Consider the following 13,875-nt stretch of genomic DNA (forward strand, 5'->3'; position numbering starts at 1 on the left):
TATAATCTTTGCTGTGTATTTTTATTTTCACACCGCTAAGTTAATTGTTTTATTTCTTACATGCAAGAATTTTTATAATTTTTTTTAATAATTTTTTTTAAATTGATGCAACTTTTCCTTCTATTCCGTTGTTTTCCAAGTTCAAGGGCTGCATACCGCCATCATCCGAAGAAGAAATAAGCCACAATCACCGCCGCCACGGCACCCGTCAGATCAGCAAGCAATGCATAGCCGGCAGCATAACGCGTTTTCATGACCCCTACACTTCCGAAATATACGGCAAGGATATAGAAAGTGGTGTCGGTAGATCCCCTGACAGCAGCCGCAACACGGCTCACGAAGGCATCCGCCCCATTCTCCTTCATCACGTCGAGCATCATCGCGCACGACCCGCTACCGCTCAGCGGCTTCATGAGCATAGTCGGCAACGCCCCTACCCAACGGGCATCGAAGCCAAGCATCGTGACAAACGATTCGATCCACGACGTGAACATATCCAACGCACCGGACGCACGGAACATCCCGATTGCAACAAGAATAGCCACAAGATAAGGAATTATCATGACGGCTGTCTTAAACCCCTCCTTCGCCCCCTCGATAAACGTGTCATACACGTTGATATGCTTCCGCACTCCGGCTATTATGAATGCTATTATGACGCTGAAAAGTATAACGTTGGCGGCAAACGTGGAGTATGCCTCCATCCTGTCGGCAGGTAACGATGAGAAGAAATAGACCGTCAGAGCCACCACGCCCCCTATTCCGGCAAGCCAGCCGCATATCACGCGATCCATACGTATGCGCTGCTTTATGCATAGTGCGGTAAGACCCACTATTGTGGCAACCGACGTGGCGATGAGGATCGGAATGAAGATATCAGTAGGATTGGACGCCCCACCTTGCGCACGATACATCATTATGCTTATCGGGATCAGGCACAAGCCCGACGAATTGAGCACAAGAAACATGATCATCGCATCCGTGGCAGTATCCTTCCGCTTGTTGAGCGATTGCATCTCCTGCATGGCACGCAGCCCCATTGGAGTGGCGGCATTGTCAAGACCGAGCATGTTGGCGGAGATATTCATGAAGATGGCACCCATAGCCGGATGCCCCTTTGGGATACCGGGAAAGAGCCGGGAGAAGAACGGACTTATCAGCCTGCCGAAAAACTCAATCACTCCGGCACGCTCCCCGATCTTCATTATACCGAGCCACAAGGTCAGCACTCCGGTCAGCCCGAGAGAGATTTCAAATGCAAAAGCGGCCTGGGAGAAGGAACTGTTCATGATGTCGCTCCACACTGCCAGGTCGCCGTAAAAGATTGTCTTTGCCATAGCCACAAGAAATGCTATGGCAAAGAACGATATCCAGATCCAGTTTAATACCACTGTTGATAGAATTTACTGAGGTGGGTCAGACCCGGGAGTCAGACCCGCGCCACATCATATTTTGCGGATGCCCATTATCTCACGCACGTCGCGCAGAGTGTCGGCAGCATACGCCCTCGCACGCTCTGCACCGTTTCTCACCACCTTCGAGAGATACTCGTCGTTGTTGCGGATGTCGAGGATACGCTCCCTGATAGGCAGCGTCACCTTCAGCATATCCTCAGCAAGCTGCTTCTTCATGTCGCCGTAGCGGATGGAACAGTCGGCGTATGCCTGACGGTAATGGTCAGCCACCTCCTTGCCGGATACAAGATCAAGAAGCAGGAAGAGGTTCTCCACCGGCTTGCTCACTACAGAGTTCGGCTCCTTCGGACCCTCATCAGTGACGGCACGCATCACCTTCTTGCGAAGAGTCTTCTCATCATCTATAAGATAGATACAGTTACCCTCGCTCTTACCCATCTTTCCGGATCCGTCAAGACCGGGCACCTTCAGAGCCTCGCCGCCGAAATTGAAATTGACGGGTTCGCCGAAATAGTCCACCTTATAGAAGGAGTTGAAACGACGTGCGAAACGACGGGTCAACTCAAGATGCTGCTCCTGATCCTTACCTACCGGCACGTAATCGGCATGATGAATGAGGATATCGACAGCCATAAGGGTGGGATACGTCAGCAATCCGGCATTCACACGCTGGTTGGTCTGATTACCGATTATCTCCTTCTCGATCTCATCGCTGTCGGAAGTGATGCCGAGAGCCTTACGAGCCTTATCCTTGAAAGAGGCGGTACGCATCAGTTCGCCGATACCCACGTGCATGTTGAGAAGAAGATACATCTCTGAGATCTCCGGCACGTCGCTCTGCACGTAAAGGATATTCTTCTCCGGATCAAGTCCGGCGGCAATATATTCCGCCAATATATCCTTTACGCTCTCATGAAGCATCTTGGGGTCAGGGTTCGTGGTCAAGGCATGGAGGTCGGCAATGAAGAAGCGGCAGTCATAGTCGTCCTGCATTCTCACGAATTTACTCAAAGCTCCATAATAGTTGCCCAGATGAAGATTTCCGGTAGAACGGATTCCACTGAGCACCACTTTCTTATCTTTTTCCATATCGATTAATGATGTATGTCGAATATTAACGTTGTATTAATTAAAAGCCATACCACGGAGCCATTATATAATGGTCAGTACAGCAATAATCTGCAAAATTAAACAAATTTATCGGATTACTCTCCATTACGTATTGTATTTTTTCCAATAGAAGCATCAACAGATGAGCAAGCACGGCATATATTTTTACGATATATCCCGACAAAAAAAAGGACGACCCGGACCGAGGCATTAAGCCTGCGACCCGGGTCTCGAGTTATGTAAGCCGGAAATTTCTTTATATTGTCACGATAATTGCCAAGAAAATTGCCACGTCAGTCCGACCTACGTCAGATTCCATGCCCTACATTATATACCTCCTTCAGCATATCACGTATGGAATCCTTATTATGGAGAGAGACATTCCCATGAGTCATCAGCAGCATCTTCACAGGCTGCTTATCGCCACTATAAGGGGGCTGCATATAGTCAAACTCCTGACGCACACGGAAGCCATTGTTCTCATAGAATTTTATGCGTCGCTCGGCATCAGGAGTTACAGGCGGTTCCACCTCAAGAAGCACGTCCTCACTTACCGTCTTGAAAAGATGACCAAGCATCTTACGCCCTATATTGTTGCCCCTCCTTTCGGGAATCACAGCAAAGTGCTCCACGTATGTATAGCCCTCAAATTCCCAATAAGATAGGAACCCAAGGAACAAGTCGCCATCTTTGACGGCAAAGGCGTGAAACTTTCCGTGTTTCATCTTTATGAATTCGGAAAGATGACGCTCATCCTCATAATCACGCCTCTCTTCGGGAGGGAATGATTCATTATATAGCTGCAGGAACGACGGATAGTCCTCCTCTTTAAGTTCCACAAATTCCATATTCCAATATTTACTTTTGCAAGCCCACCAAACAGCAGACTTTATTTTATAACAATCAAATTAGCCAAATAGATAATCAATTTCTCTGTTTTTTATCTATTTTATTTCCAATAACGTATACATCAGCAAATTAAAACTTGACAATTTATCTATTTTTATCGCTGATTTTTCCTTTGACAATTATTTTATCACTCAATTGCGATTTTATACGGGTATTTTTACTTAATTTTGCAGACCGGGGAGGGAACAACAGGTATCACCTGCTCCACCTCTCACCCGCAAGTCTTACATTCATAATTGAATATAGTATCTATGCACATATCCCGTATACTGACGTCTGTCGCAATGACTTCATTCGCGCTATCCATGTCGGCATCTGATTTCATCAATACCGAGCCGGCGGAAAATCTCTTCAACTTCGGCGTGAGAATAGGAATGAACGCCTCCAACCGCACATTCAACAACAATTACTTTGACAAATGGAACGTCAACAGCTGGGGCACCGGTTTCGATGCCGGGGTGGTGGTCAACATCAACATGCGAGAGTTTTTCTCTCTACAGCCGGGGTTCTTCTTCCAGTCAAGAAGCGGCAACTATTCCCTGGTGGAGGAATATATCAACAATCGCGACGAGAAAGACAATTTCATTCAGATCGGCGACTACAGAATCTATAATTTCGTCATTCCCGTCATGGCATCGTTCAGATTCAGCATCGCCGACAATCTGAAATGGCTCGTGGAGGCAGGTCCGTATGCCCAGTTCAAGCTTCATGCCACGGATGCCGACAAGATTGAGGTGATAAGCCAAGACTCAAGAGGTTCCATCAACAAGGAATCGGCAAAAAGCAATTTCACCGATTTCGGTGTAAAGATGGGCACCGGCATAATGCTCAACAACAAGTACTCATTCTCCATACATTACATGGCAGGCGCCACCAACGTATGGAAAGCACCCTACGAAGGTGGTAAGAACAAGGCGTGGACCTTCACCTTGGGCTACGATTTCTGACGCAGCTTCCAATCTTCCACCATACCAATTATCCCGGCGGCATTCGCTGAAGTGCCGTCGCTGAAATCCAATCGCGTCATGCCCGGATCGCGCTTATACCACGTAAGCTGCTTCTTGGCATAGACGCGAGTGTTTTTCTGCATACGCGCCACTGCCTCATCCTTCGTGAACGTGCCGTCGAACCATGCGAACATCTCCTTCAATCCCACCGTGTTCAGAGAATTGAGATGACGGAGAGGATACACTCTACGCGCCTCCTCCTCCAAACCGGATTCCATCATATTATCCACCCTTGCGTTGATGCGACTGAAAAGCCGCTCCCTATCCCCTTCAAGACATACCTTTATTATATCAAACGGACGCTTTTTCCTCTCCCCCGTAATCAGCGAGGAATATGGTGCTCCTGCCGTTACGGAAATCTCCACTGCATGAAACACCCGCTTCATATTGCAGAGATCCACCTTTGCGTAATGCACCGGATCAAGCGCAAGAAGACGCAGACGTAGCCAGTCATCGCCCCTCTCCCGCCATTCCTCCATCAGCGAGGCCCGCAGTTCTGCCGGCACGGTCGGGAGATCGTCTATGCCGTGGCACAAGGCATCGACATACATCATCGAGCCGCCACACACCACTGCCGGACGCCCCTCACTGAAAAGCGACTCCGCTACGGTAAGCGCATCCCGCTCAAACTCACTCGCGCTATAGTAGGCATCAAGCGGAAGCATACCCACCAGATGATGCCTCACTCCCCCCATCTCCTCCACAGTAGGGGCAGCCGTCACTATCGGTATGTCGCGGTAAATCTGACGGCTATCGGCAGAAATAACGTCGGCATCCAAGCGACGTGCCACCTCAACGGCAAGGGCCGACTTCCCGGAGGCTGTCGGCCCTGTTATGACGATCATCAATGCCCGGCTCACTTCTCTACAGCCAGTCGGCAAATATTTACTATCACATCCGTGGCTTTCTCCATCGACTGGATGGCCACGTATTCATAACGTCCGTGGAAGTTTTCTCCTCCGGCAAAGATATTCGGGCATGGGAGACCCTTGAATGATAACTGCGCGCCATCTGTGCCACCACGTATGGGCTGCACCTTCGGCTGCACGCCCGCCTCCAGCATCGCCTTCTCCGCCAGTTCGACCACGTGCATGACCGGTTCAATCTTCTCACGCATATTATAATACTGGTCTCTGATCTCTACCGACGCGCAGCCGGGATATTCCGTATTAGTCTTCCTCACGAGATGCTCGATCTCCTTCTTGCGGCTTTCGAAACGTGCGCGGTCATGATCGCGTATTATATATGTAAGCACAGTCTGCTCAACGGAGCCCTCGATTCCCACGAGATGATAGAATCCCTCATACCCCTCGGTGTGCTCCGGAGTCTCCCAACGTGGAAGCATTACGATAAACTGGGTGGCGACACGCATGGAATTGATCATCTTATGCTTCGCACTGCCGGGATGCACATTGCGTCCGCGGATAATGACCTTGGCACTGGCGGCATTGAAATTCTCAAATTCCAACTCACCCACGGCACCACCATCCATCGTATACGCGAAATCCGCTCCAAAACGCGCCACATCAAATTTATGTGCGCCCTGCCCTATCTCCTCATCCGGATTAAACGCGATGCGTATCTTACCATGTTTTATCTCAGGATGCGCCTGAAGATAAGCCACAGCAGTCACAATCTCAGCAATACCCGCCTTATCATCGGCACCAAGCAGCGTGGTTCCGTCAGTCACGATCAGATCCTGACCCACATAATTCAACAGCTCCGGGAATTCCATCGGAGATAGCACGATCCCCTCCTTTTCATTGAGAGTAATGTCAAGCCCGTCATAACCTTCCACGATACGCGGCTTGACGTGCTTGCCGCTCATGTCGGGAGACGTGTCGAGGTGAGCTATAAAACCTATCACCGGGGCATCCGTATCACAGTTGGCAGGCAAAGTTGCCATCAGATATCCATTCGCATCAAGCGAGATATCCTCGAGTCCCATCCCTTCAAGCTGCTCCTTCAGATATTCCGCAAAGATCATCTGTCCGGGCGTGGAGGGTGTCATATTGGTTAGTTCGTCGCTTTGTGTGTCAAAAGCCACGTAACTGAGAAATCGGTCTGTTACTGTCATGGTAAAAGTATCTGTTTTTTTATTAATATTGTCAGATTCGAGTCCCTCATATCCATCCTGCACGAATCTACGTTTTGAAGTTTATATAACTTCATTTGCAAAATTATAAAAAAATAATTAGTTACGAAAATTAATTTTTCATCCCCGGTTTCATCATATTCTCCATAAAAAAGACGCTGATATACGCTAAAAAAATTTAACTATTTATAGTGTTGATTTATTGAAATTTAACTCACTATTCACAAAATAACCGGCAAAAAAACTCAAAAAAAAGCACATAAAATTTGCACGGTTCAAAAAAAGTTCCTAACTTTGCACCGCAATTGAGAGAGACACCGACACTAAAACAAGTGAAACGGACGCTTTCAAAGCAAAAAGACCTGCTTCAGTAGCTCAGTTGGTTAGAGCACCTGACTGTTAATCAGGGGGTCGTTGGTTCAAGCCCATCCTGAAGCGCAACAAGCTGATAAGAGAATCAGCAATCTCGAACCTCAAATAAAAACCTGCTTCAGTAGCTCAGTTGGTTAGAGCACCTGACTGTTAATCAGGGGGTCGTTGGTTCAAGCCCATCCTGAAGCGCAACAAGCTGATAAGAGAATCAGCAATCTCGAACCTCAAATAAAAACCTGCTTCAGTAGCTCAGTTGGTTAGAGCACCTGACTGTTAATCAGGGGGTCGTTGGTTCAAGCCCATCCTGAAGCGCAACAAGCTGATAAGAGAATCAGCAATCTCGAACCTCAAATAAAAACCTGCTTCAGTAGCTCAGTTGGTTAGAGCACCTGACTGTTAATCAGGGGGTCGTTGGTTCAAGCCCATCCTGAAGCGCAAGACTTCATGACAGAGCGCACGTCGCCGTCGGAAGCAATGTTGATTCGCTAGCTCAGCTGGTAGAGCACAACACTTTTAATGTTGGGGTCCTGGGTTCGAGCCCCAGGCGGATCACTAAAGGGTCACTTTTCAGTGGCCCTTTTTTCGTGTCCGTAAGTGACTGATGTGCAAGTGTTAGCAATTTTATAAAATCTTGATTTAGAAAGATTTAGCACAAACCGTATTTCCTGCCGATAGCCAAAGTTAGCATTTGTTAGTTCGGAATTAGCACATTATCTTTGGTACAGATTTCGTGAATGTACCACAAAAAAGTACCACAAATGTACCAGCTTTTCCAACAAATATCAGCCGTTGTCTCCTGCCCCGGTCTTGCCATAGCGACCGGAGCCTGTTTAGAGTGCCAACTCTCTGATATTTGCTATTTTGTGCTAAATGTTTCCAAAAGATTCGGGGCGTGCAACAGCCTCGTTGTTGGATGCGTTGAAATGGTATGTGGTACACGTGTGGTACATTTCCCGGAATTTGTGGTACACGCTTTTTCGTGTACCACATCACGAGAAATTTGAATGTATCATTCTTAAAATCTTTTACTTATGGCAGGAATACCACAGATCAAGATTGTTTTCGACCGCCGCAAGAAGGCATCGGCCGTCAACCCCGGCACCGTGGAGATTGAGGTGTCGTACAACCGTGAGCGCGTCCGTCTCTCCACCGGCGTGGCTGTACTCAAGCAGCAGTGGAACGGCAAGGAGGTGGTCAACCACCCTCAGGCCGACCATCTGAACGAGCAGATACGCCGTGTCTATGACGGTCTGCATGAGAAGATGTCGTCCATAGCCTCGACAAAGGGCGAATACGACCTGTCGCTTCTCAAAAAGGTCAAGAAAACGAAGTTGCAGGGTTCGTCGGCAAGTTTTCTCGACTGGCTGGAGGAACGTATCGACATGCGCCCGGTCACGGAGTCAACACGCAAGCAGCACAAGGTGATGCTCAAATGCCTGCGCGACTTCGGGCTGATACGCTTCTTCAGCGACCTCACCCCAAAGAACATCAGATTATGGGACGATTTCATACGCAAGCGTGTGACAGCCCAGGCATCGGTTCACGGCTATCACAAACGCCTCAAACCCTATATCGTGGAGGCGATACAGTTTGAGAAGCTGGAGTCCAACCCATACGACGGCATGAGGATTTCGCGTGGAAAATCGGAGGGCATAAAATTCCTTACCGAAGAGGAACGTGATCGCGTGGAAGCCCTTGAACTCTACGGCATGACCGAGAAAGTGCGCGATATGTTTATCTTCTCATGCTACACAGGGCTGGCGTACTCCGACCTTGTGAAGATCAAGAAGTCGGACGTGTTCAGGCAGGGCGAGGACTACTGCATACGAGACAAGCGTATGAAAACCGGTATGCCCTATACGATTGTGCTGTTGCCTAAGGCGATAGCCATATTGAAAAAGTACAACTACAACCTCAATCTGATGAGCAACCAGAAATGCAACGACCAGTTGAAGATAATCGCCAACCTTGCCAGTCTGCACATCAACCTGACAATGCACGTAGGCCGCCACACGTTTGCAACGTGGGCGTTGACAAAAGGCGTGGGTATCGAGACTGTGAGCAAGATGCTCGCCCACTCCAACGTGGCAATGACCGAGAAATACGCCCATGTGCTTCAGACGAGCGTCATACAGGGCTTCGGTAAACTTAAATAATCTCTACCTTAACATGGGTGCAGCCGTCACTTCTTCCGGGAGGTGGCGGCTTTCTCTTTTGCAGACAGTTCAGAGCGTAGCCGTTCTATCTCCTTCGCCTGTTCATCAATCCTCTTTTCCAGACGTTCAAGCCGGTTATTCATCGGCCCCATGAAGGCCGTCATGTTCTTTATGATCTCAGCCATGTCAGCGAGGATATATGAGAAGCGGTCCATCTGCGGCGGCTCCGGATCCGCTTCCGGCTGTCGTGGAACTGTCTCCTGTATCATGTTCCCATTCCCGTTCCATATCCAATCGAAACTCAGGGGCTGGTATATGCTGCACAGGCTTTTGACAAAGCGTTCCGTCACTTTGGATTTGCCGGTTATCACCTGTGACACGACACTGGGATTGTAGCCCATCTTTTCCGCAATGACACGGTTGGAGTTGAACAGCCTGTTGTCTTTCAGCCATTCCATCGCCTGTCTCACCCTATTTCTTATGTTGTCCATAAACTCATGTTTATATTTTATAATAAATTTGATTAGGTATTTCCAATAATAACACTTCAAACAATCATTTAGTACAATTAGTTTGTTAGTGTTAATGCAACTACCTAATTTAGATTAATTATTTCTAATTGCAAAGATAATCATTTTTCTAAACATAGCTAATGGTTGCTAAAAGAAAAAATGTCAAACAGCTTATAAAACGGATACGACTATGAGTGAAGACAGACGCATAACAATGAGGCTCACAAGGATTGAGAACACCCTTGAAGAGATAAAGCGGAACATCACCGCACCGGTGCCTCCCGACAGAAAGATAACCGTGCGTGAGGCGGCGGAGATCATGCACTGTTCAGACCAGCGTGTACGCGACGCGATACATGACGGCTCCCTGAAAGCGGAGCGTAACGGGCGGCGTTTTTTCCTCTCTCTTTACGATGTGAGGGAGCGTGCCGGATACGCAACACTTGAAAAAAACGGCAGACCTGATTCATTTAATCTTAAAGGACGAAATTATGACTACACAACAGATCAAAGAGATTGACTCCAAGTGTCTTAACGACTATCTCGCCACGCTACCCCATACTGACCACCGTTTTTTCGTGACAGCGGTAGTAAGAGCCTGCGGAGAAGGCATCAAACGCAAGACATTCTATAACTGGAAAGCCGGATGCTGCTGCATACCCTCCTTCTGCAAGAAAGAGATAGAGAGGATTGCCGGATGTGTGGTGTTCCCGAAGGAACTATATGTGACAGACCGCGATGTTGACACTCCAAGCGGAAAAGCCTGAGGCATACGCACAACTCCAATATATATGTACCCCAAGAATATAAACAGCCGAAATGAACCGTTCATGGATACCCGTAATGCACTATCTCCGCGACGTGGAATGGCTCTACTCCGAGAGCCGGATGGTACATCTCTGGCTGGAGATACTTTTCCGCGTGCATAGAGCCAAAGGCACATATCCCATAAAAGGCACGACAATAGACATCCTGCCCGGTCAGTTCGTGGCCTCGACACGAAAACTGGCCGCCTCAATCGGAGCGGACAAAGATACAGTAGGAAGATACATGAGGATTTTTGAGGCGCAGAAGTGGATACGGCGACTTGAAATAGGCAACGCGACATTATACACGGTGCTTGTCATGGATCAGATACCCGGCTTTTCAATCATGGCTCCATCGGATACAACGGCTATCGGGGCTTCTTCAGAAGCTCAATCCCCCACAAATGGGGACACTTCTTCCGACACTGTTGGGGACACCTTTGGGGACATATATTATATAGATAATAATATAAATAAAAATTCTCTCTCCCCCGCGCGTGAAGGAGAAGTTTTTGAAATTTTTTCAAAGGATACGGCTTCGCTCGACGAAATAGCCGGAGCCTTGCACTGCGAAAGGAAGATACTTGAAAATATGCTTCCTGACTTTTTTCAGGAGTGCAGGATCAAGAAAAAGAATCATCAGACCGTGCAGGAGTGCAAGGATCATTTTTTCAACTGGGCCCGCGCCCGATTAGAACGAGAACGGAACAATGGCATACCCAAAGAAAATAAACCCGGCGGAAGCCGTCAGGGAAATCAGAGAGGCCGCAGAACGCCGATCAAACCGAACTGTGGACTTATCGAGGATTAGCGAATACAAGACACTTTTCATGCAGTGTGCCGTTGCTGTCTGCCCGGGCTTCACAGTGAGGGAAGAAATGAAACCGGCATACAACGACATCGTTCACTGGGCGGTGATGGACTATGACGGCAACCTTGATCCGGACAAGGGGCTTCTTATTTGGGGCGACATAGGTACGGGCAAATCCACCATGCTGAAAATCATCAGGGAGTTCTGCTCCCTTGTGAGGCCGCACATCGAGGGCAACCGGTATTATTTCCGGATAGACAACGTGATTGATGTATGCGCCGCTTACGCCGATGAGTCAATATACGGAGGCTACCGGGGCATCAGGCAGTATATCGACAGTCCAAGACAGGCGTTTGACGAACTTGGCAGCGAGACATTGCCGACAGGAAGGTACGGCAACTTCGAGAATGTTATGCAGTACATCTTCCAGTCACGCTACGACAACCGCTACCACCAGTTCACCCATGCCACCACCAACTTCACAATCGACCAGATACAGGAGGCCTATGGCGAGAGGATATATGACCGCTTCAAGGAGATGTTCAATTTCGTCGCCTTGCGAGGAAAGACATTCAGGATAAACACTCAAAAGAACATGGAAAAATGAAAGACAACGTACAACCTACACCCATAGATTGGGAACAGCGGAAATATGACCTTGCGGTCGCGCTGTATTATCACGACATTCGGTTGTCGGATGTCGTGACTCCGGAGAACCGTCTTACAAGGTGGCCAGCGCATATCAGCCTCTCCGCAGAGATGGCAGTGGAAGCCGCCGAAGTTTTCATAAACGCATACCGCCGGCAGGCGGTGATGGAAAGTGGGGAGAAAAGCCATGCGCCCTGATTTTCACAGGATAGTCCCCGATTTGCTATATTCGGTGATGGCGGCAAGAAAATTGCTCGGCATAAGCCATACAACGATTTACGAATACATGAGGCAATCGCCCCCGGTACTCCCATACCGCCGCTCGGAAAACGGCTGGCACAGGCTGATACTCGGAAGCGACATAATTTTCCTGCTCGACCACCCGCAGGTCAAGCGGGGAAGAAAACGGAAGAACCGATAAAACGGCACTGTCAGTTCCAGAGATACCACGGCGAGGGGCGCGGAGCGGCGAAGGCTTCGGAGAGGTCGATGGCGAGTAGCCATGCCCGGGTGCGTATGCCGTCCATGTCGGAGAGTGTTTGGGCATATCGGCTCTCTCCGGCACCCGAAATCCGGCACCACTGCCGCGCGAAGATGTCGGGTTGGAAAGCGTCGATGAACGACAGTATGTCGTCCACCAGCGAAGTCGGTTTGCTACCGGTCATGTCGGCTGAGAAGCAGAACGGCACTCCGCTCTCGGTATTCCGCCGGAAATCGAAAGAGGTGATGTTTCCGTCTCTCACATTGGCGGTCACACTCCAGCCGCATTGTGCGGCAACTTGGATTATGGTTTGTAAAATCATGTCAGTACACGTTTATGTCTGCCACGTCCGGCATGGAGGTGGCAGACCGAATTTTTCGGTAATGTCAGCCGTGGCACAACACCACGGCTGACGTGTTCGGTCAATCATAAAGGCGGTTCAAGAAGTCTTGAAGCCTCTCATCGCTTATTTGCCCTATGGGGCATGGGGTGAAATACGGCATTTGTATCACTCGGATAATGCCGAAGCCTTGTTTGCGATAGTCAAGTTCGACATCGGCAAGTTCTTTGAGCGACACATAGCCGTATTCATCTTCGCCGAGTCCGACCACTATGCAGTAAAGGATTGTATCGTCTCCCTCTTTGCCTCCTTCAAGCACAAACCAACAGATATTTCCGATAGTGAATATCGCCACGCACACGGCATTTCTCTCCTTGCCGTCCTGCGAGTACAGAGGATAGTCCTTTATGGCTTCCTCAAATTTCGGTGTCAACAGTCTGTTCATAGTCAGTCAAATTCAATTTCATCTTCGTAAAGTTCAATCCTCGCGCCACTGCTTACCTCGATGATGAAGCGGTAGCCGTTCAGTCCTACGATTGTGCCACGGTGGTAGCCTCGCCACGGTGTCAGCAACTCGCACTGGCGTCCGTATTCGGGAAAATCGGTGTCGTTCATACGCTTTTATCCTTTAGTTCCTTATATTCGGGGTCATAGATTTCATCGCCGTTCATCAGTGTGTCGTACATCATCGCCGCTCTCCGGGCTGTCGTTTCGTTCCGCTCGTCATAATAGCCGGTGCGGTAGTTGACAGCGAGCTGACGGATATAAGCCACGCACACCTTGAAAGCCTGCGACTGCAAATAGCGGTGTATTGTGGCGAGTGCCTTTCCTGTGTTGGTTGCGGATTGCATTTTGCCGTTGACAAAGTTGTCAAACGCCACGACAAATTCCTTGTCGTTGTTGGATATTGCTATTCCGTTATAATTTTCCATGTTCTTATGATTTAGATTGTTGCCTGATTGTAGATTGAGGGTTCGGAGGTCACGTTGTAGATGTAGTTGCCACAGCGTACCAAAAGGCAGTTCTCGCCATAGTAGAGTTTTTTCATGCCCCTAATGGAGCCGGAGCGGTGGAAATTTGGGAACTGCCCGATATTGAGCCGTTTGCCCTCTGCTACTTTCATTCTTTTTACTCGCATAGTCATTTGATGTTTGAGCGTTTGAGTTAATTTTCTCCCTTTTGTTTGAAGCTCTTTGAGCTTCTCCGGCAGGGC

The 13,875-nt window shown here is 48.7% G+C and carries 19 protein-coding genes and 5 tRNA genes; 13 read left to right on the forward strand and 11 right to left on the reverse strand.

The features are described from left to right. Positions 1–161 precede the first annotated feature (161 nt). The 3 genes from E5331_RS07500 to E5331_RS07510 form a co-directional block, all read right to left on the reverse strand. Positions 162–1,391 carry a nucleoside recognition domain-containing protein gene (locus E5331_RS07500; protein WP_123484790.1) on the reverse strand — a complete coding sequence of 410 codons (1,230 nt, stop codon included), beginning with the start codon at positions 1,389–1,391 and terminating at the stop codon, positions 162–164. A gap of 54 nt (positions 1,392–1,445) precedes the next feature. Then, positions 1,446–2,504, reverse strand: a complete 1,059-nt coding sequence (gene trpS / locus E5331_RS07505; protein WP_123484789.1) for a tryptophan--tRNA ligase — start codon at positions 2,502–2,504, stop codon at positions 1,446–1,448. 329 nt (positions 2,505–2,833) lie between these two features. After that, the gene (locus E5331_RS07510; protein WP_123484788.1) at positions 2,834–3,373 is read right to left on the reverse strand and encodes a GNAT family N-acetyltransferase; all 540 of its coding nucleotides are present in this window, start codon (positions 3,371–3,373) and stop codon (positions 2,834–2,836) included. 312 nt (positions 3,374–3,685) lie between these two features. Between E5331_RS07510 and E5331_RS07515 the strand changes: the two genes are divergently transcribed. After that, complete coding sequence (locus tag E5331_RS07515) at positions 3,686–4,381, forward strand: porin family protein (protein WP_135984768.1); 696 nt, start codon at positions 3,686–3,688, stop codon at positions 4,379–4,381. On the opposite strand, the gene miaA is transcribed toward E5331_RS07515, so the two are convergent. Beyond that, the gene (gene miaA / locus E5331_RS07520) at positions 4,369–5,286 is read right to left on the reverse strand and encodes a tRNA (adenosine(37)-N6)-dimethylallyltransferase MiaA (RefSeq protein WP_135984770.1); all 918 of its coding nucleotides are present in this window, start codon (positions 5,284–5,286) and stop codon (positions 4,369–4,371) included. The genes E5331_RS07515 and miaA overlap by 13 nt on opposite strands. 11 nt (positions 5,287–5,297) lie before the next feature. Then, positions 5,298–6,518, reverse strand: coding sequence for a peptidase T (gene pepT, locus E5331_RS07525; RefSeq protein WP_135984771.1), 1,221 nt, complete (start codon positions 6,516–6,518; stop codon positions 5,298–5,300). Between the two features lie 382 nt (positions 6,519–6,900). Between pepT and E5331_RS07530 the strand changes: the two genes are divergently transcribed. The 6 genes from E5331_RS07530 (at position 6,901) to E5331_RS07555 (ending at position 9,064) form a co-directional block, all read left to right on the forward strand. Then, a tRNA-Asn gene (locus E5331_RS07530) sits at positions 6,901–6,974 on the forward strand. Between the two features lie 49 nt (positions 6,975–7,023). After that, a tRNA-Asn gene (locus E5331_RS07535) sits at positions 7,024–7,097 on the forward strand. 49 nt (positions 7,098–7,146) lie between these two features. Continuing rightward, positions 7,147–7,220: transfer RNA gene (locus E5331_RS07540), tRNA-Asn, on the forward strand. A gap of 49 nt (positions 7,221–7,269) precedes the next feature. Continuing rightward, positions 7,270–7,343 (forward strand) — tRNA-Asn (locus tag E5331_RS07545). Between the two features lie 44 nt (positions 7,344–7,387). Beyond that, positions 7,388–7,460: transfer RNA gene (locus tag E5331_RS07550), tRNA-Lys, on the forward strand. 479 nt (positions 7,461–7,939) lie between these two features. Continuing rightward, a complete protein-coding gene (locus E5331_RS07555) occupies positions 7,940–9,064 on the forward strand; it encodes a site-specific integrase (RefSeq protein ID WP_016278654.1) in 1,125 nt (374 codons plus the stop codon). Positions 9,065–9,090: 26 nt separating this feature from the next. Here the strand turns inward: E5331_RS07555 and E5331_RS07560 are convergent, their stop codons facing one another. After that, positions 9,091–9,555: a TMF family protein gene (locus E5331_RS07560; protein ID WP_016278655.1), complete on the reverse strand. Its 465-nt coding sequence runs from the start codon at positions 9,553–9,555 to the stop codon at positions 9,091–9,093. Positions 9,556–9,766: 211 nt separating this feature from the next. Here E5331_RS07560 and E5331_RS07565 point away from each other — a divergent pair, with 211 nt between their 5' ends. From E5331_RS07565 to E5331_RS20655, 6 genes are all read left to right on the forward strand, one after another. Beyond that, positions 9,767–10,096 (forward strand): excisionase family DNA-binding protein, encoded by a 330-nt coding sequence (locus E5331_RS07565; protein WP_135984773.1) that lies wholly within the window; start codon positions 9,767–9,769, stop codon positions 10,094–10,096. After that, entirely contained in the window at positions 10,068–10,343 is a 276-nt protein-coding gene (locus E5331_RS07570) for a hypothetical protein (protein WP_016278657.1), read from the forward strand. Before E5331_RS07565 ends, E5331_RS07570 begins: the two co-directional genes overlap by 29 nt. 52 nt (positions 10,344–10,395) lie before the next feature. Beyond that, entirely contained in the window at positions 10,396–11,193 is a 798-nt protein-coding gene (locus tag E5331_RS07575) for a DUF7833 domain-containing protein (RefSeq protein WP_016278658.1), read from the forward strand. Positions 11,194–11,212: 19 nt separating this feature from the next. Continuing rightward, positions 11,213–11,800 (forward strand): P-loop NTPase family protein, encoded by a 588-nt coding sequence (locus E5331_RS07580; RefSeq protein WP_016278659.1) that lies wholly within the window; start codon positions 11,213–11,215, stop codon positions 11,798–11,800. Beyond that, a complete protein-coding gene (locus E5331_RS07585) occupies positions 11,797–12,039 on the forward strand; it encodes a hypothetical protein (protein WP_016278660.1) in 243 nt (80 codons plus the stop codon). Before E5331_RS07580 ends, E5331_RS07585 begins: the two co-directional genes overlap by 4 nt. A gap of 88 nt (positions 12,040–12,127) precedes the next feature. Further along, entirely contained in the window at positions 12,128–12,262 is a 135-nt protein-coding gene (locus E5331_RS20655) for a hypothetical protein (protein WP_275441131.1), read from the forward strand. 10 nt (positions 12,263–12,272) lie between these two features. On the opposite strand, the gene E5331_RS07590 is transcribed toward E5331_RS20655, so the two are convergent. The 5 genes from E5331_RS07590 to E5331_RS07610 all read right to left on the reverse strand — a co-directional run bounded on the left by E5331_RS07590 (position 12,273) and on the right by E5331_RS07610 (position 13,800). After that, entirely contained in the window at positions 12,273–12,644 is a 372-nt protein-coding gene (locus tag E5331_RS07590) for a hypothetical protein (RefSeq protein ID WP_016278661.1), read from the reverse strand. Positions 12,645–12,744: 100 nt separating this feature from the next. Then, the gene (locus tag E5331_RS07595) at positions 12,745–13,107 is read right to left on the reverse strand and encodes a DUF2958 domain-containing protein (protein WP_016278662.1); all 363 of its coding nucleotides are present in this window, start codon (positions 13,105–13,107) and stop codon (positions 12,745–12,747) included. A 2-nt stretch (positions 13,108–13,109) separates the two neighbouring features. After that, a complete protein-coding gene (locus E5331_RS07600) occupies positions 13,110–13,277 on the reverse strand; it encodes a hypothetical protein (protein WP_016278663.1) in 168 nt (55 codons plus the stop codon). Further along, on the reverse strand, positions 13,274–13,594 hold the full coding sequence (locus tag E5331_RS07605) for a hypothetical protein (protein WP_016278664.1): 321 nt from the start codon (positions 13,592–13,594) through the stop codon (positions 13,274–13,276). Before E5331_RS07605 ends, E5331_RS07600 begins: the two co-directional genes overlap by 4 nt. An 11-nt stretch (positions 13,595–13,605) precedes the next feature. Then, on the reverse strand, positions 13,606–13,800 hold the full coding sequence (locus E5331_RS07610) for a hypothetical protein (RefSeq protein ID WP_032941567.1): 195 nt from the start codon (positions 13,798–13,800) through the stop codon (positions 13,606–13,608). Between the last annotated feature and the right edge of the window lie 75 nt (positions 13,801–13,875).

It is taken from the genome of Lepagella muris, assembly GCF_004793975.1.
Lineage (GTDB): Bacteria > Bacteroidota > Bacteroidia > Bacteroidales > Muribaculaceae > Lepagella > Lepagella muris.